This is a genomic window from Curvibacter sp. GW821-FHT01G03 (assembly GCF_059422285.1).
This window is the reverse complement of record NZ_JBWKWP010000008.1, coordinates 108594-130649: the sequence shown is the minus strand read 5'-3', so window position 1 is coordinate 130649 and position 22056 is coordinate 108594. Positions and strand designations below refer to the sequence as shown.

At 68.1% G+C, this 22056-nt stretch carries 13 protein-coding genes; 3 read left to right on the top strand and 10 right to left on the bottom strand.

Annotated elements, in window-relative coordinates; genetic code table 11:
* Positions 1-154 precede the first annotated feature (154 nt).
* Positions 155-2842: a diguanylate cyclase domain-containing protein gene (locus AC07VS_RS13255; protein ID WP_494751165.1), complete on the bottom strand. Its 2688-nt coding sequence runs from the start codon at positions 2840-2842 to the stop codon at positions 155-157.
* A gap of 475 nt (positions 2843-3317) precedes the next feature.
* Here AC07VS_RS13255 and AC07VS_RS13250 point away from each other — a divergent pair, with 475 nt between their 5' ends.
* The gene (locus tag AC07VS_RS13250) at positions 3318-4946 is read left to right on the top strand and encodes a methyl-accepting chemotaxis protein (protein WP_492347658.1); all 1629 of its coding nucleotides are present in this window, start codon (positions 3318-3320) and stop codon (positions 4944-4946) included.
* Positions 4947-5036: 90 nt separating this feature from the next.
* Positions 5037-5762, top strand: coding sequence for a pentapeptide repeat-containing protein (locus AC07VS_RS13245; protein ID WP_494751164.1), 726 nt, complete (start codon positions 5037-5039; stop codon positions 5760-5762).
* A 15-nt stretch (positions 5763-5777) separates the two neighbouring features.
* On the opposite strand, the gene AC07VS_RS13240 is transcribed toward AC07VS_RS13245, so the two are convergent.
* Genes AC07VS_RS13240 through AC07VS_RS13210 form a run of 7 tightly spaced genes read right to left on the bottom strand, consistent with a single transcriptional unit; the run spans position 5778 to position 15745 of the window.
* Positions 5778-7004, bottom strand: a complete 1227-nt coding sequence (locus AC07VS_RS13240) for a CaiB/BaiF CoA transferase family protein (protein ID WP_494751163.1) — start codon at positions 7002-7004, stop codon at positions 5778-5780.
* A 15-nt stretch (positions 7005-7019) separates the two neighbouring features.
* A complete protein-coding gene (locus AC07VS_RS13235; RefSeq protein WP_494751162.1) occupies positions 7020-8054 on the bottom strand; it encodes a tripartite tricarboxylate transporter substrate binding protein in 1035 nt (344 codons plus the stop codon).
* Between the two features lie 42 nt (positions 8055-8096).
* Positions 8097-9968, bottom strand: a complete 1872-nt coding sequence (locus AC07VS_RS13230) for an acyclic terpene utilization AtuA family protein (protein WP_494751161.1) — start codon at positions 9966-9968, stop codon at positions 8097-8099.
* The gene (locus AC07VS_RS13225; protein WP_494751160.1) at positions 9965-12013 is read right to left on the bottom strand and encodes an acetyl/propionyl/methylcrotonyl-CoA carboxylase subunit alpha; all 2049 of its coding nucleotides are present in this window, start codon (positions 12011-12013) and stop codon (positions 9965-9967) included. Before AC07VS_RS13225 ends, AC07VS_RS13230 begins: the two co-directional genes overlap by 4 nt.
* Positions 12010-12915: an enoyl-CoA hydratase/isomerase family protein gene (locus tag AC07VS_RS13220; protein WP_494751159.1), complete on the bottom strand. Its 906-nt coding sequence runs from the start codon at positions 12913-12915 to the stop codon at positions 12010-12012. Before AC07VS_RS13220 ends, AC07VS_RS13225 begins: the two co-directional genes overlap by 4 nt.
* Positions 12912-14078: an acyl-CoA dehydrogenase family protein gene (locus AC07VS_RS13215; protein ID WP_494751158.1), complete on the bottom strand. Its 1167-nt coding sequence runs from the start codon at positions 14076-14078 to the stop codon at positions 12912-12914. Before AC07VS_RS13215 ends, AC07VS_RS13220 begins: the two co-directional genes overlap by 4 nt.
* Positions 14079-14131: 53 nt before the next feature.
* The gene (locus tag AC07VS_RS13210; protein ID WP_494751157.1) at positions 14132-15745 is read right to left on the bottom strand and encodes an acyl-CoA carboxylase subunit beta; all 1614 of its coding nucleotides are present in this window, start codon (positions 15743-15745) and stop codon (positions 14132-14134) included.
* 111 nt (positions 15746-15856) lie between these two features.
* Here AC07VS_RS13210 and AC07VS_RS13205 point away from each other — a divergent pair, with 111 nt between their 5' ends.
* The gene (locus tag AC07VS_RS13205; protein ID WP_494751156.1) at positions 15857-16606 is read left to right on the top strand and encodes an IclR family transcriptional regulator; all 750 of its coding nucleotides are present in this window, start codon (positions 15857-15859) and stop codon (positions 16604-16606) included.
* Positions 16607-16613: 7 nt separating this feature from the next.
* On the opposite strand, the gene AC07VS_RS13200 is transcribed toward AC07VS_RS13205, so the two are convergent.
* Together AC07VS_RS13200 and AC07VS_RS13195 are read right to left on the bottom strand one after the other, a co-directional pair.
* The gene (locus AC07VS_RS13200; protein WP_494751155.1) at positions 16614-18203 is read right to left on the bottom strand and encodes a methyl-accepting chemotaxis protein; all 1590 of its coding nucleotides are present in this window, start codon (positions 18201-18203) and stop codon (positions 16614-16616) included.
* A gap of 85 nt (positions 18204-18288) precedes the next feature.
* Positions 18289-22023 (bottom strand): hydantoinase B/oxoprolinase family protein, encoded by a 3735-nt coding sequence (locus tag AC07VS_RS13195; RefSeq protein ID WP_494751154.1) that lies wholly within the window; start codon positions 22021-22023, stop codon positions 18289-18291.
* Between the last annotated feature and the right edge of the window lie 33 nt (positions 22024-22056).

The window sequence follows — 22056 nt, the reverse complement described above, 5'->3', positions numbered from 1 at the left end:
TCTTCAGCCTGATGTTTTGATGGTGGCCGTTCGCGCGGGTCGATAGTCCACGCTGGGCCAAGCATTCATGGCTTGTGGCGCTCAGGATACCGTTCATCTCTCAATTCTGTCCAGCGGGAACGGCGGGCAAGACAGGCGATGCGCAGGGGGCGCCTCAATTGGTGCAAAGGATGGCCTGAGGCGCTGGCGCCATGGGGTCGCTCGTTGGCGTTTCGGGCAGGGCTGCCACGCAGATCCGACCTCGGCCCTGGGCCTTGGCTTCGTACATGGCCTGGTCGGCCTGGCGCAGCAGCATGTCTGCCGCGTTGCCGTGGTCTGGAAAGAAGGACACGCCGATGCTGGCGCCCACGCATACCTCGGTGCCGTTGCCCAGTGCGATGGGCTGGCGCACGCAGGCCAGGATGCGATTCAGGACCTGCTCGTGATCGCGCCTGGTGCCCAGAGGGTTCAGGATCAGCACGAACTCGTCGCCTCCGGTGCGGCTCACCGTGTCTGCAGGCCTGAGCTCACGCTCCAGCCTGCGACCTATTTCTTGCAGCAGCAGATCGCCCGCCTCGTGACCGTTCTGGTCATTGACGGCCTTGAAGCCATCGAGGTCCATGAAGCACACACCAATCACCAGCCCGTTTCTGCGTGCGTTGGCAATCGCCGTCTCCAGCCGATCAGTCATCATCCTTCGGTTGGGCAATCCGGTCAGCCCATCGTGGTAGGCCAGTGCCTCGATCTTCTCGAACAATTGGTGGGCCTGCGTGACGTCTTCGATCAACCAGAGCGACTCGCCTTCCTTGCCCGCCAGATGGCTGCCGAAAGCCTTGATCCAGAGGATGTTGCCGTTCTTGTGACGCATCTGGATTTCCGTGCGATAGCGTCCTCGGTCCGACAGCGCCGAGTAGGCCTGCTCACCCACCCGGACGTAGCTGGCCTCATCCGCGTACAGGGCGCGAATCGGTTGCCCCACCAGCTCGCTTTGCTCAAAGTCGAAGATCCGGGTCACCCCGCGATTCATCCACACCACCTTGCGGTCCACCAGCTTCAAGATGCCGATCAGGTCGTTGTCCAGCATGGCCTGTTGCTCATTGACGAGGCCATCGAGTCGTTGCTGCATGTGGTGCAGGCTGGTGACGTCGTACATGACCGTGCGTATCTGCCGGTGCGTGCCTGAGGCCTGGGGGATGGCGGTTGCACTGAGGCTGACCCGGCGCCTGGGCGTGTCCACTGTGGCCAGCAGGTCCACCTCCATGTCCTGGGCCAGGCCCTCTGTCCGGACCTTGTCCAGCAGCCTGGCAAAAACCTGTCGATCGTCTCCCGCCAGGAAGTCGGCCAGCGACCTGCACCCGATCAGGTCGTCACTGGGGTGTTGCAGCCAGCGCAGGCCCGTGGCATTGATCTGCAGGAAAGTACCTTGATCGTCCATGACGTGGTAGGCACAGGGTGCGTTGTCCCAGAGGTCTTGTGCGCGGTCATTGGAGGCCTTGAGCCGTGCCTCCAGTTCGTTTCGGTGGGTCATGTCCCGAGCCGAGCAGAACACCAGCGCCTGGCCATCGAGGGTCACCTTGGCCGCATAGATTTCGACACAGACCTGCCGCCCATCAGCTCTTCGAAACTGGGCTTCGCGGCGCAGATGGGGCCGCCGATCCAGCATCCGGCCCCACACCTGGACGTGTCGCGGGCTGAAGCCTGGCAGCCACAAGGACATGGGGCGACCGATCAACTGAGCGCGCCGATAGCCCAGCAGCGTCAGAAAGGTGTCCCCTACTTCGATCAGTGTGCCCCTGGCATCCAGCACATGGGTGCCGTCGCTGGCCATCCTCAGCAGCGCCTGTAGGCGCTGGCCCTGTCGAGCCAGGGTTTGGGCATGGGTCGACTCGCGGTCCCAGGCCTGGTAGATCAGCCATGTGTACCAGGCGATGACACTCAGTGCCAGCAGGGCCAGCGCCATCACCTGCAGCGCCTGAAGGCGCCAGAGGTGCAGATAGCCTGCGGTGGCCACACCCGCGATCACCGTCACGGCCTGGTCGGGCACGCTCAGGTAGACATAGTTGCGTTCCACGGAGTCGACGTCGCTGCGAGCCGTGAATTCGCCCGTGTCGGTCTGGCGGGCCAGAGCATGCAGAAAGTCGTCGGACAGTCTTGATTCACCGAAGGGGTCTTGTGCCTCGCCACCCGGCCCGAAGCGCTTGCTGGCAAGCAGGCGCATCGAGGGGGTATGGCGCAGGCTGATGGCGCCCTGTGGCCCCATGGCGACCGTGTCCATCAAGGATTGAAAATGCGCTGCGGGCAGCAAGCCAAGGACCGCCCCATCGTTGTCCCCGGCCGTGCTCAGCCCTTGGCGACCCAACACAAGCACCCACCGCCCATCAGGCTGGGCCAGTTGAACCAAGGCCAGGACCGACAGCCTGGTTGTACTGGCGGCCTGCAAGGCCCCGATGATTTCTTGTTCCAGAGCGGGCAATCCTGCGATCGGTTCTCGGCTGTTCCATCGGATTCGTCGGCCCGCCGGGTCGAGCCTTCCCACGGCCATCAGGCCCTGGGCCAGCAGGGTCTGTCCGCTGGCTTGTTCAAACGACCCGGTCGCGAGCCGAGCGTGCCGACGCCATTCGGCATCGGTCAGCAGGCTGTCCAGATGCAGCAGATCAAGCTCGATCACTTTTTGCAGGCTCTGCGCCGTCACCCGTGCGGTCTCGAAGGCCTGGGCCTTCAGGCTGGCCTGGCTGGCGTAAAGCCAGAACGTGGCGAGGGCCGCCAGACAGACACCCACGATGCCAGTTCCGGCCCATGCACGGCGGATCAACTGAGTGCGCAGTCGCGGGCTCAGGGTGTCGTGCAGGGCTTGTCTCAGCATGTCAGGCCGGTGTCAAAGTGGTTTTGCCAAATGTATCAAATAAATCTTTTTTAAATGCCATATCCCGCATTTAAACGGGGTCATTGTGTCGCTGACGAACGTCCAGGTCCGAGCCCTGCCGCTCTGAGAGGGGCCTGCAAGGGAGAGAAGGCGCGCTGGTTCAAGGGGCTGGGGCGGTGCAACTGCGTGCGCACCGGCACTTGTCGGTGATGGACGTTCTAAGGGACAACCGTCTTGGATTCTCGGCAGGGCAAGGTCTGTGGGCCGGCCTTGAGCTTGGTATCGATTGGGTGGGTGGCGCATGGCGCGTCATCCCTTCCGTGGTCGCGATGCGAACTTTTAGCAGAAATCACCATGAATTGATAGTGACCCGCATTTTCATCTGAGTAATCATTATTAATTGCTTGAATTGGTATTTGACTGGACAATTTGATCAATTCAATGTTCTTTCAACGATTCAGTACCGAGGTGCCCGATGACCCTACAACGTCTCTCCGTGCGGACCCAGTTGTGCGCTGCCTTTGGCAGCTTGGCTGTCCTGGTCATGCTGGCTGCGGGCATTGCCGTGAATGCGCTCCAGGAGGCCAACGGGGCCTTTGAGTCCTTTGTGCAGGGCATCAATGCCCGCGCGATCCTGGTGGCCCGCATCCGCTCAGAAGTGGATGCGCGGGCAATTGCTGCCCGCAATCTGGTCCTGGTCACCCAAGCCAGCGACCTCGAGCTTGAGAAGGCGGCCGTCCATCGTGCCCATCAGCAAGTCCAGACGGATCTGGCGGCCTTGAAAGAGATGGTGGCGGGCCGTGACGTGCCTTCCAACGTCAAGGCGTTGGTCGCAGACATCGAGCAGGTTGAGCAGGTCTACGGGCCGGTGGCCCTGGCCATCGTGCAACTGGGCCTGCAAAACAGACGTGAAGAGGCCATTGCCAAAATGAACGATGAGTGCCGGCCCTTGCTGGCCAGGCTGATTGACAAGACCAATGCCTATGCCGAAGTCACCGCCCACCGGTCGGCCGCTCTGATCGATGCGGCTGAAGCGCATTACGTGACACAGCGCAACTGGCTCATGGCGGCCTGCCTTTTGGCGTTTGCCATGGCCATTCTGGCGGGTGGGTGGATTGTTCGCAGCTTGGGCCGAGCCCTGGGCGCAGAGCCCGGCTTGTTGGGGGAGGCTGCTCAACGGGTTGCCAACGGCGATCTGAGCCCGGTCGAGGGCGTGGCTTCGGCGCCTTCGGGCAGTGTCCTGGATTCGCTCGGCCTGATGCAGCAGAGCCTGGTCCGGATCGTCAGCCAGGTGCGCGGTGCCTCCGATTCCATTGCCACCGGCTCGGCGCAGGTGTCGATGGGCAGCATCGATCTGAGCCAGCGCACCGAAGAACAGGCCACCGCCTTGCAGGAGACCGCTGCCACCATGGACCAGTTCAGCATCACGGTGCGTCACACGGCCGACCATTCGCACACAGCGCATCAATTGGCCCACACCGCCTCTGAGGTGGCCAGCCGGGGCGGCTTGGTGGTGACCCAGGTGGTGGACACCATGAAGGGCATCAACCACAGCTCCAAGAAGATCGGCGACATCATTGGCGTGATCGACGGCATCGCTTTTCAGACCAATATCTTGGCGCTGAACGCCGCTGTGGAGGCCGCGCGGGCCGGCGAGCAGGGCCGCGGCTTTGCCGTGGTGGCCAGCGAGGTGCGCCAACTGGCCGGTCGCAGCGCCGAGGCGGCCAAGGAAATCAAGGCCTTGATCGGGGCCAGTGTGGCGCAAGTGGAGCAGGGGTCCCATCTGGTCGACCAGGCGGGCCTGACCATGGGGGAGGTGGTTGAGGCCATCTCGCGGGTCAGCAGCATTGTGGGCGACATCAGCACCGCCAGCGCTGAACAAAGCGCGGGTGTGGCCCAGATTGGCCTGGCCATCTCCCAGCTGGATCAGACCACCCAGCAGAACGCCGCCTTGGTGGAGGAAAGCGCAGCCGCAGCCCAAAGCCTGGAGCACCAGGCACAGCAGTTGGTGGCGGCCGTGTCCATCTTCAAACTGAGCCACGAAGCGGTTCGCCAGACCGTTGCCTCAACCCGGAGGCCCGTCCCACAACTGCTGGCAGCCTGAACACGGCGGGCCCAACACGCCTGCCGCAGGGCCGGTCTTCTTGTGGCAAGCTGTGGCCCTTTTTGCTTCTGTGCGCCACCGTCACCTGCCATGCACCAGCCCGAGTTGTTTGCCTCTGAACCCCTCCCTGCGTCACACACCACCTTTTGTGATCTGCGCTTGGGCCGCGATGAGGTCCAGGCCCTTTTGCGGGCTGCGAATGGGGCCGCTTTGCGCTTTGAGCGCTGCGATTTTGATCAGCAGGATCTGGCCCAGCTCGCGCTCGGGCAGGCCGCTTTCATCGACTGTCAATTGGCCGAGACCGACTTCACCCGGGCTCAATTGCAGGGCAGCCAATGGTCGGGGTGCCGCGCCAGGCAGGCCGACTTCGGGCTGGCCGACCTGAGCGATGCCCGCTTTGTGGGCTGCGACCTCAATAACACCGAGTGGGGTCGGGCCAAGCTGGCCTCGGCCAGCTTTGCCAGTGTCAAGCTCACGGGGGCGCGCTTTGCCGACAACAGCACGCTGGGCCTGGGCTTTCGCGACACCCTGTTGGTGGCCGCGACCCTGCGGGGTTTCTCGTTTCGCAAGCAGCGCCTGGAGCAGATCGACTTCTCCGAGGCCGATCTGTCGGGCAGCGACTTCCGCGACGCGGTGTTCGAGGGCGGCAGCCTGCGCGATGCCCACCTCAAACAGGCCCGCTTTGAAGGGGCTGATCTGCGCGAGGTGGACCTGGGCGGCCTGCAACCGGGCAACCTGGCCCTGTTCAAGGGCGCCACGATCTCGGTGCGCCAGGCGGTGGCCCTGGTGGCGGCGCTGGGTTTGCAGGTGGCTTGAGGGCGGGGCCGTCCGTTAAATCACCCCCCGCGAACGCAGCTGCGCCACCTCCTGGGCGGACAGGCCCAGCTCGCCTTGCAGCACCTGCTCTGTGTGCTGCCCCAAGCCAGGCGAGGGCGCGTGGTGCACCGGCGTGTTTGAAAATCGCAGCGGGCTGCGGATCACGGGGTAGCCTGCGCCGGGTGCGTCGCCCTCATCACCCAGTTGCTGCACCAACTCGCGGTGTTGTACCTGCGGGTCGGCAAACACCTCGTCGATGCGGTTGATGGGGCCGCTGGGCACCCCGCTGCGCGCCATCAGATCGCTGAGTTCGCCCCGGGTGTAGCGGGCGATGGCGGGGGCCAGTTGTTGGCGCAGGGCCTCGCGGTGTTCGATGCGCTCGGTGTTGCTGGCAAAGTGCGGGTCGGCGGCCAACTCGGGCCGGCCCAGTGCTTCGGTCAGGGCCTTGAATTGCAGGTTGTTGCCGGCCGCCACGATCAGCTCGCCATCGGCGCAGGCAAAGACCTCGGAGGGCGCGGCGATGGGGTTCGTATTGCCGGCACGGTGCGGCACCCGGGCGCCCATCAGGTAGCCTTGAGCCAGGTGGCCGTTGAGCGCCACCGAGGCGTCCAGCAAGGCCATGTCCAGGGTCTGGCCCTGGCCCGTCAATTGGCGGTGGTACAGCGCGCTGACGATGCCCACGGTAGCGTACAGGCCCGTCACCGCATCGGTGATCGGGATGGCGGTGCGCATGGGGGGGCCGTCGCCCTCGCCGCAGGTGCTCATCAGCCCGGCCAGACCCTGGGTGATGAAGTCGTAGGCCGGCCGGGTGGCATAGGGCCCGGTCTGCCCAAAGCCGGTGATCGAGCAATAGATCAGCCCGGGCTGCTGCGCCCGCAGCGTGGCCGCGTCCAGCCCGTAGCGGGCCAGCGCGCCCACCTTGTAGTTTTCAATCACCACATCACAGCGCAGCGCCAGGGCCTGGGCCAGCGCGGCGCCCTGGGGGGTGGCCAGGTCCAGGGTGATCGATTGCTTGCCCCGGTTGTAGGCGTGGTAGGCGGCTGATTCGGTGCGCGCCGGGCCGCCCTCGGGCGGGGTCAGCGTCACAAATGGGCCCATGCGGCGGGTGTCGTCGCCTTCACCGGGCTTCTCGATCTTGTAGACCGTGGCGCCCAGGTCGGCGAGCATCTGGGTGGCCATGGGGCCGGCCACCACGCGGGTCAGGTCCAGCACCTTGATCTGCTGCAGGATGGAGGGGGTCATCGTGGCTCCCGGGGATCAGTCGAGGTGGATATGGGCTTGCTGCACCACCTGGGCCCAGCGTGCTGCCTCGCTGCGGATGAAGGCGTCGAACTGCGCCGGGGTGCCTCCCACCGGATCGATGCCGTAGTCGATCAGCTTTTGCCGCATCTCGGGCGCATCCAGCACCTTCTGGGTCTCGGCCGCCAGGCGCTGCAACACCGGCTTGGGCGTTTTGGCCGGCGCCAGCAGGCCGATCCAGCTGCCCGTGGTGAGGCTGGGGTAGCCCAGCTCGGCCAGGGTGGGCACCTCGGGGGCGCCGGGCCAGCGCTGCGCGCTGGTCATGGCCAGGGCATTGAGCTTGCCGGCCTTCACGTGGGGCCCCATGGTCTGCACCGAGTCGAAAATCATCGACACCTGGCCCGAGAACAGATCGGGCAGCGCCGGTGCAATGCCCTTGTAGGGCACGTGGGTCATGGGCAGGCCCACGGTCTGGGCAAACAGCTCGCCCACCAGATGCGCGCCTGAGCCGGTGCCGCTGGAGGCAAAGGTCAGCGCGCCCGGGTGGGCCTGGCCCCAGGCCACCAGGTCCTTAAGCTGGCTGGCGGGCACCTTGGCGCTGGACACCAGCAGCAAGGGGATGTGGCCGAACAGACTCACCCCTGTCAGCTCGCTCAGCGGGGCGTAGCTCATGCGGGTGTACAGGCTGGGGTTGATGGCGTGCGCCGCCACCACCACCAGCAAGGTGTAGCCGTCGGGTGCGGCTCGGGCCACCGCGGCCGAACCGATCTGCCCGTTGGCGCCGGCCTGGTTGTCCACCACGATGGGGTTGTTCAGCCGCTCGGCCAGCTTTTGCATCACCGTGCGGGTGACCGCGTCCGACACGCCGCCGGGCGGGTAGGGCACCACCACGCGGATCGGCTTGCTGGGGTAGCTTTCCTGGGCCCGGGCGGGCAGCGGGAGGCCCACGGCCTGCAGGGTGGTCAGCAGGGCCAGGGCCCCGCCCAGGGCCAGGCGGCGGCCGCGGCCGGATGGGGTGTGTCGGCCTTGCGGGGCCTGGTGGATCAGGGTCATGCGGGTCTCCGGGGTGTTCATGGGGCTGGGCCGGGGGGCGGCTCAATCGAGCCAGGCCGCTGGCACTTGCAGGGGGCAATCCAGCAGCATCTGGGCAAATGATTTGCCCAGCGGGTCAGAGCGCAGGCTGCACACCCCGCCGCCGCCCAGGGCCTGGTGCAGCACAAAATTGAAAGCCTGCAGGCCAGGCACTTCATGGCGCTCCACGGGGCCCCGCACCAGGTGGGCCAGCCAGTGCCGCACCACCTCGGCCGTCAACTGGGCCCGCAGCAGGGGCAGGTAGCGGGCCTGGCGGGCGATCACGCCAATGTTCTCGTCGTCGCCCTTGTCGCCACTGCGGGCCCAGGCCAGGCGCAGCAGCGGCACGCTCACCAACGGGCCCGGAGGCCCATCGTCGTTCAACGGATCGCCCACCGTGTCATCCGGGCGCTGTGCGGCGGCCAGGGGCGCGGCAGGCTGCGCCGCTGCCGCTGCCGCTGCCGCTGCCACTGCCACTGGCCCGGGCGGCACGGGCCAGGTCTGATCACCCAGGCGCAGTTGCAGCGCCACCTCGGTCTTGGGTACCAGAAAGGACAGCACCTGGATCACCGGCTGGATCTCGGCCCGGCCCGAGAAAGACGAGCGTGTGCCCGGCCCCATCGAGGTACCGGCCGAGGCGCACTCGCGCTGCAGATACACCAATCCCCGGGCCTCGGCATGGCGGGCCGCCAGTCGCAGCACCACCTCGCGGGTGGGCAGCATCTGGCGTTGCGGGCCGTACAGGGCTTCGCAGCCCAGCAGTTCGACGGCCGTCTCGCTGTAGTCGTCCAGGCCGGCCTGGGCCAGTTGCCGCCGGGTGCGCAGCAGCAAGGCCTCGGCAGTCTTGCGGGCCTTGGCTGGCGCCTCGATGCCCCGGATGGCCATCAGTACCTGGATCTGGTAGCCCTGCTGCCAGGTGCCGTTGGCCTTGTAGGTATCGGTCGGTGGGCGCCCGCGCGCACCGCTCACGGCCACCCGGTCGGCCGACAGGGCCCGTACCTGCACCTGGCGAAAGTCGCAACTCACGTCGGGCATCAGGTAGTGGGCCGGGTCGCCCACTTCGTACAGCACCTGTTCGGCCACGGCGCCGGGGTGGATCAGCCCGCCGGTGCCCGCGGGCTTGCCGAGTTCGAACGACCCGTCTTCGGCCACGTCGATCACCGGGTAACCGATGCCGGCCCAGTCGGGCACCTGCTGCCAATCGGTGAACAGGCCCCCGGTGGCCTGGGCGCCGCATTCGATCACATGGCCGGCCAGGGTGGCGGCGGCCAACCGGTCCCAGTCGTCCCAGCACCAGCCAAACTCATGAGCCAGCACGCCCAGCACCACCGCGCTGTCCACGCAGCGCCCGGTCACCACGATGTCGGCGCCCTGGTCCAGGGCCAGTGCGATGCCCTGAGCACCTACATAGGCGTTGGCCGAGATCAGTGCCTTGGGCAGGGGCTGCCCTTGCAGGTCGTGCCAGGCCGGGGCGCTGCCTTGGTCGGTGGCTGCTCGGTGCAACACCGGCATCAGGTCGTCGCCCAGCAGCACGGCGATGCGGGGCCGCAGCCCTTGCTGTGCCGCGATCCGGGCCAGTTCGTCGGCGCAACCCTGGGGGTTCAGGCCGCCGGCGTTGGCCACCACGCGCACGCCCTGGGCCAGCAGCTGTGCCAGGTGCGGGGCCATCGCGTCGTGCACAAAATCAGTGGCATAGCCCAACTCGGGGCGCTTGCGGCGGGCCCGGGCCAGAATCGCCATCGTGGTCTCGGCCAGGTAGTCATACACCAGGTACTGCAGGCCGGGTACGGCCAGCAACTGCGGTGTGGCCAGGGCCGAATCGCCCCAGAAGCCGCTGGCGCCGCCAATGCGCACCCGGCGCGATGACCGAGGGTGGGCCCGTGTGGGTTCGCTCATGCTGACGCCTCCTCGATGCGCATCAACAACGCGCCTTTGCGGGTCTGGGTCTGGGCTTGCACGGCCAGCTCGGCCACCACGCCATCGCAGGGTGCCAGCAGCACATGCTCCATCTTCATGGCCTCCAGGACCACCAGCTTTTGTCCGGCCTGCACCCGATCGCCGGCTTGCACGGCCACGGCCAGTACCCGGGCCCCCAGGGGGGCGTGCACCCGCCCGCTGGGGGTGGGGGCGGCGCGCTCACGGCGCTCGCTCACCTGTTCCAGGGCCCAGGCCCGGCCTTGGTGGAACACATGCCAGGTGCTGTCTTGGGGGGCCAGCCAGACGCGCTCCAGGCGGCCGTCCAGTTCGGCCTGCAGTCCCCTGCGGGTGGCGTCGGTCCAGGCAGCGCCGCGCAGGCGCCAGGGCCCCAGGGGAGAGAAGTCGCCGGGGGCGGAAGGCGAGAACAAGCGCTCGCCCTGCAGCTGCCAGTCGCCGCCCTGGGCCTGCAGTCGCCAGCGCCAGCGCTGGCTGCCTTGTTGCAAGGTGATCGTCTGGCCCAAGCCGGCTCCGGCCAGGGGCGGCGGGTTCAGCAACTGGCCCGGGCCGGGGCTGTGGCTCGGGTGCATCAGCGCTGCGAAGGCCGTCAGGGCCTGGGTGGCCCCGGGCAAGGCCGGCGGGCGCGGGGACAGGCCGAAGCGCTCGGCCACAAAGCCCGTGTGCACGGCGCTGCCGTCCGCAAACACGGGATCGGCCAGGCAGTCGGCCAGAAAGCCCTGGTTGCTGGGCACGCCCAGCAGTACGCAATGGCGCACGGCGTTGAGCAGCTTGCGCCGGGCCTCCTCGCGGGTGCGGCCGTGGGCGATCAGCTTGGCCACCATCGAGTCGTAATGGGGCGACACCAGCGCGCCCTCGGCCAGGGCATGGTCCACCCGAACCGGCCAATCGGTGGCCGGGTCGTGCCAGCGCAGCACCGGGCCGGTCTGGGGCAGAAAACCGGCGGGCACGTCTTCGGCGGTCAGCCGCACCTCGATGGCATGGCCGTGCCAGCGCAGGTCTTGCTGGCGCAGCTCCAGCGCCTCGCCGGCTGCGATGCGCAACTGCCATTCCACCAGGTCAAGGCCGGTCACCGCCTCGGTCACCGCATGCTCCACCTGCAGCCGGGTGTTCATCTCCATGAAGTAGAACTGCCCGTCCGCATCCAGCAAGAACTCCATGGTGCCGGCGCCCAGGTAGCCGATGGCCTGGGCACCGCGCACCGCCGCCTGGCCCATGCGCTCGCGCAGAGCGGCATCCACTGCGGGCGAGGGTGACTCTTCGATCAGCTTCTGATGGCGTCGTTGTACCGAGCAGTCGCGTTCGCCCAGGTGCAGCACCTGCCCATGGGCGTCGGCCAACAGCTGGATCTCGATGTGACGCGGGTGGTGCAAGGCCCGCTCCAGGATCAGCTCGCCCGAGCCGAAGGCACTCAGGGCCTCGGAGCGGGCCGAGGCCAGGGCCGTGGGCAGCTCGTCAGCGCTGTGCACCAGGCGCATGCCCCGCCCGCCACCCCCGGCGCTGGCCTTGACCATCAAGGGGTAGCCCAGCTGTGTGGCGGCGCGCAGCAGGGCGGCATCGCTCTGGTCCTCGCCCTGGTAGCCCGGGATGCAGGGCAGTTGAGCAGCCTCGGCCAGGCGCTTGGCCTGCGCCTTGTGGCCCATGGCCTGGATGGCCCGGGCCGGAGGGCCGACAAACACCAGGCCGGCCTGGGCCACGGCCTCGGCGAATTCGGCGTTCTCGGCCAGAAAGCCGTAGCCAGGGTGCACCGCGTCGGCACCGCTGACCCGGGCGGCCTGCAGCAAGGCCTCGATGTTCAGGTAAGAGTCCCGCGCCGGGGCGGGCCCGATGGCGATGGCCTGATCGGCCGCCAGCACATGCGGGCTGCCGGCGTCGGCCTCGGAGTACACCGCGACGGTGGCGTAGCCCAGGCGGCGTGCCGTGCGCAGAATGCGCAGGGCGATCTCGCCGCGGTTGGCCACCAGCACGGTGTGAAAGGGCCGCAGCGGCGGCGGGGTGAAGGGGGTCATGGGGCCTCCGGCAGGGTCAGGGCATGGACTTGTTCGGCACTGAAATGCACCTGCCAGGCGGGTGCGCGGCGCTCACGCAAGGCGGCCAGGCCCTCGCGGCCTTCGTGGGCCATGCAGGTGCTGAAGGTGAGCGCGGCCTGATCCAGCCAGGCCGGCACGTCGGCGGTCTGGCCGGGCAGCCTGCCCAGCAGGGGTTTGAGGCTGCGATTGGCGCCGGGCGCACAGCGGCCAATGAGCTGGAGCCAATGGGCCAGGCGCGCGCTGAGTGCGGCGGAGTCGGCGGCCAGCTCATCCACCAATTGCAGGCGCAGGGCCTGCTCGCCGGCCACGCGTTCGCCCGTCAAGCCCAGGCGGCGGGTCGCGGGGGCGCCGATGCGGGCCGCCACAAAAGGGGCGATCTGTGCCGGGATCAGGCCCAGGCCGGTCTCGCTCAGGGCAAAACGGGCGTCCGAACACGCCAGCACCAGGTCGGCGGCACAGGCCAGGCCCAGGCCGCCGCCCATGGCCGCCCCTTCGACCACGGCCAGCACGGGCACGGGCAGCGCGGCCAGGCGCTGCATGAAATGCCCGAACTCGCGGTTGCGGGCCGCCACCGGGTCGGCCCCACCGGGGGGCTGGGCCTGCTGCGTGTTCAGGCGTTGCTCAAAGCTGCCCACATGCCCGCCGGCACAGAAAAAGCCCTGGCTGCCGCGCAGCACCAGGGCGCGCAATTCGAGCTGTTCACCCGCCTGGCGCACCACCTGGTCCAGCACCTGCACCATCGTGGGCGAGAGTGCGTTGCGGGTGCCAGGATCGTTGAGGGTGGCAAACAGCACGCCCTGGTGTTCGCGAACCCGCAAAGGGGTGTCGCTGGTTGCGGGTGTCGGGGGCAGCGGCAGGGTGCCGGGTTCGGGGGCGTTCATGACCGTGCCCCCATCAGGCCCATGTGGCGGGCGATCACCATCAGCATCACCTCATCGGCGCCGCCTCCGATCGAGCCCAGCCGGTAGTCGCGGTAGGCGCGTGACACGGGGTTGTCCCAGGTGTAGCCCATGCCGCCCTGGAACTGCATGCACCACTCGGCAATCTCGCGCGACAGGCGCCCCGCCTTGAGCTTGGCCATCGAGGCCAGCTCCACCACATCGCCCCCGTGGATGTAGGTGTGGGTGGCCATGTAGGTCAGGGCGCGCAGCGCCTCCAGCTCGGTCTTCAGCTCGGCCAGCTTGTACTGGATGAACTGGTTGTCCAGCAGCGGGCGGCCAAAAGCCTGGCGCTGACGCAGGTAGTCGGCCGTCTCCTGGATCAGCGTCATGGCGGCCAGGCGTCGTGCCGCACCGTCCAGGCGCTCTTCCTGGAACTGCTTCATCTGGTAGATGAAGCCCAGGCCTTCTTCACCGATGCGGTGGCGCACGGGCACCCGCACCTCGTCAAAGAAAATCTGCGCGGTGTCGGACGACCACATGCCGAACTTGCGGATCTTCTGCACGCTGACGCCGCGGGCCCGCTGGCCCTTGTCGTCTTTCAGCGGCACCACGATCAGCGACTTGTTTTTGTGCGAGGGCCCGTCCGAGGTGTTGCACAGCAGGCAGATCCAGTCGGCCTGGGTGCCATTGGTGATCCACATCTTGGCGCCGTTGATGATGTAGTCGTCACCGTCACGTCGGGCCCGGGTCTGCAGCGAGGCCACGTCCGAGCCCGCGCCTTGCTCCGAGACGCCGATGCAGGCCACCTGCTCGCCGGTGATGGCGGGGGCCAGGAACTCATGGCGCAGCGCATCCGAGCCAAAGCTGGCCAGCGCCGGTGTGGCCATGTTGGTCTGCACCCCCACCGCCATGCCCACGCCCTGGGCCCGCACATGGCCCATGGCCTCGGAGGCGGCCAGCGCGTAGCTGAAGTCGAGGTTCAGTCCGCCAAAGGCCTCGGGCTTGGTGATGCCCAGAAAGCCCAGCCGCCCCATCTTGGCGAACAGTTCGTGGGCCGGAAAAATCTCGGCCGCCTCCCACTCGTCCACGTGGGGGTCGATTTCGGCGCTGATGAAGCGCCGCAGGCTGTCCATCAGGTCCTGGTGTGCGGGGGTGTAGATCATGGGGTGTCTCCGTGTCGGGGGCGTCTCGGGGTTCAGGTCTCAGATGTCGGATCTCAGAATCGGGCGACGCCGAATTGAAGGGCGCGTGGCGTGTGGCGTTCGGCCTCGCGCCGGGTGGCCAGCACCAGGGCCAGCACGGCGCGGGTGTCGCGCGGGTCGATCACGCCGTCGTCCAGCAGGTGGCCGCTGGTGTAGAAGGCGCTGGCCTGGCGATCGAAGTGCGCCACGATCTCTGCCTTTTGCTTGGCCAGCGCGGCCTCGTCGGCGGGCTGGCCGCTGCGTTCGGCCTTCTGGCGGGCCACGATCTCCAGCGTCATGGCGGCCTGCTCGCCCCCCATCACCGAGGTGCGCGCGTTGGGCCACGAAAAACAGAAATCAGGCTGAAAGGCCCGCCCGCACATGCCGTAGTTGCCGGCCCCGAACGAGGCTCCGCACATCACGGTGATGCGTGGCACCGAGGCGTTTGACAGGGCCTGGATCAGCTTGGCCCCGTGCTTGATCATGCCGGCCTCCTCCGAGGCGCGGCCGACGATGAAGCCGGTGGTGTTCTGCAAAAACACCAGGGGCACGCCGCCTTGCTCGCACAGCTGGATGAACTGGGCCGCCTTGGTGGCCCCGGCCGGGTCCAGCGGGCCGTTGTTGCTGATGAAGCCCACCGTATGGCCTTCCAGCGGCCCATGGCCGCACACCGTGGCCGGGCCGTAGTCGGGTTTGAAGTCCATCCAGCATGAGTCGTCGGTCAGGCGGGCGATCACTTCGCGCATGTCCATGGGCTGGCGCGGCGCCAGCGCCATCACACCGGCCAGGTCGTCGGTGCTCAGCAGCGGGGCCGGCCACGCAGCGGGCGGGGGCACGCGCGGCAGGGGCAGACTGGCCACGATGTCGCGCGCGATCTCCACGGCATGCCCGTCGTCGTCGGCCACATACTCGGCCAGGCCGCTCTGGCTGGCGTGCATCTCGGTGCCGCCCAGCTCTTCGTCGCTGGCCACTTCGCCGGTGGCGGCCTTGAGCAGCGGCGGGCCGGCCAGGTAGGCACGGGCCTGTTCGCGCACCATCACCACATAGTCAGACAGGCCCGGCATGTAGGCGCCGCCAGCGGTCGAAGGCCCATGCACCACGGTGATCACGGGCAGGCCGGCCGCCGACAGGCGCGCCAGGTTGTAGAACAGGGCGCCGCCCCGGATGAACTTCTCCACCCGGTACTGCCGCAGGTTGGAGCCGGCCGATTCCACCAGATGGACCAGGGGCAGGCGGTGGCGCAAGGCCAGCTCCTGACAGCGCATCAGCTTCTGGTTGCCGGCCTCGGTCAGGGCGCCCGCCTGGATGCCTGAATCCGTCACCACCACCATGCAGCGCACCCCGGCCACCACGCCGATGCCCGCGATCTGCGAGCCCCCTGGCACGCTGTGCTCGGGCGATTCGCCGTCCATGCCGTAGCCGGCCAGGTTGCACAGCGGCAGAAAAGGCTGGCCGCTGTCCAGCAGGCGGGCCAGGCGTTCGCGTGGCAGCAGGGCGCCACGGCGCGCAAAGCGCTCGGCCGAGCGGGCCGAGGCGGCCACGGCGCGCTGCTCCAGTTGGCGCAGCTGCTCGATCAGGGCCAGCATGCCGCTGCGCTGTTGGTCGTACACCGGGCCGCTCAAGGCGGCCCGCGACTCAAAGGGTTTCATGAAGACTCCGTGTGCAAGGTTCGATGCCGGAGTCGATTGCAGCGCAGGGCCTGGAGCGCGACAATTTCGAAGTTCTTAAATGTTCACAATATGCACATTCAAGGGAAAACCATGACGATCGAGACCGCCCGAAGGGGTGTGGCCGGCGCTCAAAGTCTGCAACGCGCCTCGGGTCTGCTGTCGCTGCTGGCCCAGCATCAGGCGCAGGGCCTGGGCATGGCCGAGCTGGTGGCGCACAGCGGGCTGGACCGCACCACGGTGCACCGCATGATCAAGGCGCTGGAGGCCCTGGGGCTGGCCACGCGGCGGGCGCAGGACAAGCGCTACGGCCTGGGCCTGCAGGCCTTGGCGCTGGGGTTGGCGGCGATGCAGCACTCGCCCCTGATCGCCCGCATGACCCCCACCATGAAAGCCCTGGCCCGGCGTTGTGGGGCGCCGGTGTTCCTGGTGGTGCGGGCCGGTGACTACAGCCTTTGCCTGCACCTGGAACAGGGTGAGGCCCCGATCCGCAGTTTTGCCGACCACGTGGGCGCCACCAAGCTGCTGGGCCTGGGCATTCCCAGCTTTGCGCTGTTGTCGGCACTCGATGATGATCAGATCCGCCAGCACCTGGCCCAGCACGTCCGCGAGTACGCCCAATGGCAACTCGGCGAAGCCCGCCTGTGGCGCTGGGTTCAGCAGACCCGGCAGCAGGGCTACTCTCACATCCACGCCCAGGGCCTGACAGGTGTGGGCATGCGCTTTGCGTTGGGTGATTGCGCCGACGGTGCGCTGGGCATCGTGGCGCACGCGCAGCGCATCAGTCGCCTGCGGGCCTCGGCCCTGGCTGATCAGCTGCGCGAGGCCTTGGTGCGGGTGTGAGGGCGGGTCACGCCCTGGCCAGGCGCAAGGGCTGCGACGGCGCCACCGGCCCCAGCCTGAACAAGGCCAGTTGCTCGCGCAGCACGCTCACCTGAGCCGCCAGCGAGTGCGTGGCCGCGCTGGCTTCTTCGACCAGGGCGGCGTTTTGTTGGGTGGTTTCGTCCAATTGGCTGATGGCCTGGCCGATCTGCCCTACGCCCGCGTTCTGCTCGGCGCTGGCGGCGCTGATCTGGCTCACGATCTCGCTGACCTGGCGGATGGCGCTCACCACCTCGTCCATGGTCTGGCCCGCCTGGTCGACCAGGCTGCTGCCCTCGGCCACCTGGCCCACGCTGGTGTGGATCAGGGTCTTGATCTGGCGTGCCGCCTCGGCGCTGCGGCCGGCCAGCTGTCTAACTTCACTGGCCACCACGGCAAAGCCGCGGCCCTGCTCGCCGGCCCGGGCGGCCTCGACGGCGGCGTTCAGGGCCAGGATGTTGGTCTGAAAGGCGATGCTGTCGATCACGCCGATGATGTCGCCGATGCGGCGCGAGCTGTCGTTGATGCCTTTCATGGTGTGCACCACCTGGGCCACCACGCTGCCGCCCCGGCTGGCCACCTCGGAGGCGTCCAGCGCGAGTTGTTTGGCCTGCCGGGCGTTGTCGGCGTTGTGTTGCACCGTGGTGCTGAACTGGTCCATGGTGGCCGCCGTCTGTTGCAGGGCGCTGGCCTGGGCCTCGGTGCGCTGCGACAGGTCAAGGTTGCCCTGGGCGATTTCGCGTGCCGCATGGTCGATGGTGGTGGTGGCTTCGCGAACCTGGGCCAGGCTGTGCCCCATCTGCAGGCGCAGGTGGTTCACGGCATGGGCCAGGCTGTGGGCTTGGGCGCCACGGGGGGCGAGTTCGCTGGCCAGGTCGCCCTCGGCCATGCTCAGGGCCTGGCGGGCCACCAGGGCTGGCTCGCCGCCCACAGCCCGCTCGATGCTGCGCGCCAGCACCGCGCTCAGGGCCGACATCAGCAGGCCCAGCACCAGCAGGGCGGCCCCCGACTGCAGCAGTGCGTGGTGAAAGCCCTGCTCGATGTCGTCCACATAGTCGCCGGCCACCAGGTCCCAGCCCCAGGGCTTGAAGCGAACCACCCAGGCGATCTTGGGGCTGGGCGCCTCGCTTTGCGGGCGCGGCCACCAATAGTCCACGTAGCCGTGGCCTTCGGCCGAGGCGCCTGCGGCGGCAATGTTCACGTACAGCGGCGTGCCCTTGGCGTCCTTGAAGGCGATCATGTTGCGCCCCTTCAGTTCGGGTTTGATGGGGTGCATGGCGATCACCGAGTCGGCACCCACCACCGTCACATAACCATCCTTGCCATAGCGCTGGGCGGCCAGGCGGGCCAGGGCCTGCTCGCGTGCCTCAGCCTCGCTGAGCTGGCCTTCGCTGGCCCGGCGGGCCAGGTCGCGCACCAGGCTCAGCGACATGTCGGTGATGTCGGCCAGCGCGGCGCGCCGGGCCTCGAACTGCAGCTCACGCGATTGCCAGGCATGGAACACGCTGAGGGCCAGCAGGCTGAGCCAGGCCAGCACCAGCGGCAGCCAGAGTTTTTGACGCAGGGACAAAGTAGGCATGGTGATCGACTCCAGACGGTGGGATGGGGGGAGAGCAGATGGCCCCTGCCAGCGCCCCTGGGGCCGTTGGCAGGGGCGCGGCCCGTCAGGCCTCGGTGGTCAAGGCTTGGGCCTGGGGGGCTGCGCCAGCGGTGGCAGCGGAGGTGGGCGCGCCGTAGCCGCCGCCGCCCGGGGTGTCGATGATGAACACATCGCCCACGCCCATCTCGACCTGGCCGATGTGGTCCAGGGTCTCGGTGCGGCCATCGGCCCGCAGCACGCGGTTGCAGCCCGGCTCGCCGGCCTGGCCCCCGGCAGCGCCAAAGGCACCCTGCAGGCGGTTGTTGCTCAGGATCGAGGCCGTCATCGGCCGCAGAAAGCGCACCCGCCGGCTGCCGCCATTGCCGCCCTGCCACTGGCCCTTGCCGCCCGAGCCGGCCCGGATCTCATAGGTTTCCAGGCGCACGGGGTAGCGCAGCTCCAGGATCTCGGGGTCGGTCAGGCGTGAGTTGGTCATGTGGGTCTGCACCACGCTGGTCCCGGCAAAGCCGGGGCCCGCACCCGAGCCACCCGAGATGGTCTCGTAGTACTGGTGCTCGGCATCGCCGAAGGTGAAGTTGTTCATGGTGCACTGGGCCGCGGCCATCACGCCCAGCGCGCCATACAGGGCATTGGTCACGCAGCTGGAGGTCTCGACGTTGCCGGCCACCACGGCCGCCGGGGCCCGCGGGTTCAGCATGCAGCCTTCGGGCACGATCACCTCGATGGGCTTGAGGCAACCCGCGTTGAGCGGGATGGCGTCGTCCACCAGGGTGCGGAACACGTACAGCACGGCCGCCATGGTGATCGCCTTGGGGGCATTGAAGTTGTTGCGCAGCTGGCGGCTGGTGCCGCTGAAGTCGACCACCGCTGCGCGGCGCCCTGCGTCCACCCGCACCGCCACCTGGATCTGTGCGCCGTTGTCCAGGGGCAAGGTGTACTGGCCGTCTTTCAGGGCCGTGATCACGCGGCGCACCGACTCTTCGGCGTTGTCCTGCACGTGCTGCATGTAGGCGGCCACCGTGGCACGGCTGTAGCGGGCCACCATGGCCTTGAGCTCTTGCGTGCCCTTTTCGTTGGCGGCGATCTGGGCGCGCAGATCGGCCAGGTTCTGTGCCGGGTTGCGGCTGGGGTAGGGTCCACTTTGCAACAGGGCCAGCATCTCGGCTTCGCGCAGCACGCCACGCTCGACCAGCAAGAAGTTGTCGATCAGCACGCCTTCTTCTTCGATGCGGCTGGAGAAGGGCGGCATCGAGCCGGGCGTGGTACCACCCACGTCCGCATGGTGCCCGCGCGAGGCCACGAAGAAGCTGGGCCGGGCGTCGCCGTCTTGCAGGTACACCGGGGTGACCACGGTGATGTCGGGCAGGTGGGTGCCGCCGTGGTAGGGGTCGTTGAGCACGTACACGTTGCCGGGCTGCATGTCGGGGTTGCGTTCGACCACGCTGCGGATCGACTCGCTCATCGAGCCCAGGTGCACCGGCATGTGCGGAGCATTGGCAATCAACTGGCCAGCCGCGTCGAACACCGCGCAACTGAAGTCCAGCCGCTCTTTGATGTTGACCGAGTAGGCGGTGTTCTGCAGGCGCAGGCCCATCTGCTCGGCGATGTTCATGAACAGGTTGTTGAACACCTCCAGCATCACCGGGTCCACCTGGGTGCCCACGGCGTGCACGGTGCTGCGGGCCAACACGCGCTGCAGCAGCAGGCAGCCGTCGGCGCCCATCTGCGCCCGCCAGCCGGGCTCGACCACGGTGGTCGAATTGCGCTCGGCGATCACGGCCGGGCCGTTCAGGGTGGCGCCAGGGGCCAGGGCCTCGCGTTGGTACAAGGCGGCGTCGCGCCAGCCAGCGGGGGCCTCGTCTTGCAGGCAGTACATGCGCACGCTGGAGACGGGGCTGGCCACATGCTCAACCGCGGCGTGGGCCAGGGTTGGCGCGGCGGTGCTCACGCCGGGCAGGGTGCATTCCACGTTCACCGCTTCGATCACCAGCTCGCGTTCGGGCATCAGAAAGGCAAAGCGCTGGCGGTAAGCCGTCTCGAAGTGCTCGCGCAGCGCGGTCAGGGCCTCGGGGGCCGCAGCCGCTGGCTCCCAGGGGCAGGGCAGGGCCGTGTCGGTGCCGGCATAGCGCAGTTGCAGTTGAACGCGGGTCTGCAGCGCCTGAGCACCCAGGCCCTGGCTGCTCAGCTCGCCTTCGGCCTGGGCCTGCAGGGTGGCTGCCTGTCGTGCGGCATCGGCCAGGCCCGCGGCGTCCAGCGGCAATTCGATCGAGGTTTCGCGCAGGGCGATCTGGTCAGCCAGGCCCATGCCATAGGCCGACAGCACGCCTGCAAACGGGTGGGCCAGCACCCGGGTCATGCCCAGGGCATCGGCCACCAGGCAGGCGTGTTGACCCCCCGCGCCGCCAAAGCATTGCAGGGTGTAGGTGGTGACGTCATAGCCGCGGGCCACCGAAATGCGCTTGACCGCGTTGGCCATGCTGCCCACCGCAATCTGCAGCGCGCCGGCCGCCACCTCTTCGGCGTGGGTGGGGCGGCCGCTGGCGGCGGTCATGGCCACGGCCATGGCTTCAAAGCGTTGTTGCACCACGCCGCGGTCCAGCGGCTGGTCGGCCGCCGGGCCGAACACCTGCGGAAACCACTGCGGCTGAATGCGGCCCAGCATCACGTTGGCATCGGTGGTGGCCAGCGGCCCGCCGCGCCGGTAGCTGGCCGGGCCGGGGTTGGCGCCGGCCGATTCGGGGCCCACGCGCAGGCGGGCACCGTCGAAGCTGATGATGGAGCCACCCCCTGCGGCCACCGTGTGGATGCTCATCATGGGGGCGCGCATGCGCACGCCGGCCACCTCGGTGTCGAAGGTGCGCTCGAACTCCCCGGCATAGTGGCTCACGTCGGTCGAGGTGCCGCCCATGTCAAAGCCGATCACCTTGTCGTGGCCGGCCGCCACGGCGGTGCGCACCATGCCCACGATGCCCCCTGCCGGGCCCGACAGGATGGCGTCCTTGCCCTGGAAGCGTTGGGCCTCGGTGAGGCCACCCGAGCTTTGCATGAAGTAAAGCGGCACGCCCGGCATCTGCTGGGCCACCTGCTCGACATACCGGCGCAGGATGGGCGACAGGTAGGCGTCGACCACGGTGGTGTCGCCGCGCGGCACGAACTTGATCAGCGGGCTCACACGGTGTGACACCGAGATCTGGCTGAAGCCGATTTCGAGTGCCAGGGCCTCGGCCTGCAGTTCGTGCTGCGGATAGCGGTAGCCATGCATGAGCACAATGGCGCAGGCGCGCAGTCCATCGTCAAAGGCGGTCTGCAGGGCCTGGCGCAGGGCGGCCTGGTCCAGGGGCTGCACCAGGCCGCCGTCGGCATCCACCCGCTCCTGGGCCTCGATCACGCGCTCGTACAGCAGCTCAGGCAGTTCGATGTGCCGGGCAAACAGCTTGGGGCGGGCCTGGTTGGCGATGCGCAAGGCGTCGCGAAAGCCCTGGGTGGTGACCAGCAGGGTGCGGTCGCCCTTGCGCTCCAGCAGGGCGTTGGTGGCCACGGTGGTGCCCATCTTGACGCAGGCCACGCGCTGCGGCGTGATGGCCTCGCCGGGCTGCAGGCGCAGCAGGCGGCGAATGCCCTCGACCGCGGCATCCCGGTACTGCTCGGGGTTTTCCGACAGCATCTTCAGGGTGTGGAAGCCGCCGGCCGGGTCGCGGCCCACCAGGTCGGTGAAGGTGCCGCCGCGGTCGATCCAGAACTCCCACAGGGCGTTGTTGCTGGCGTGGCTCGGGGTCTGGTTTTCAAGTGGGGAGGTCATGGAGGACATGCTCGTGCTCGGTCAAAAATAGGC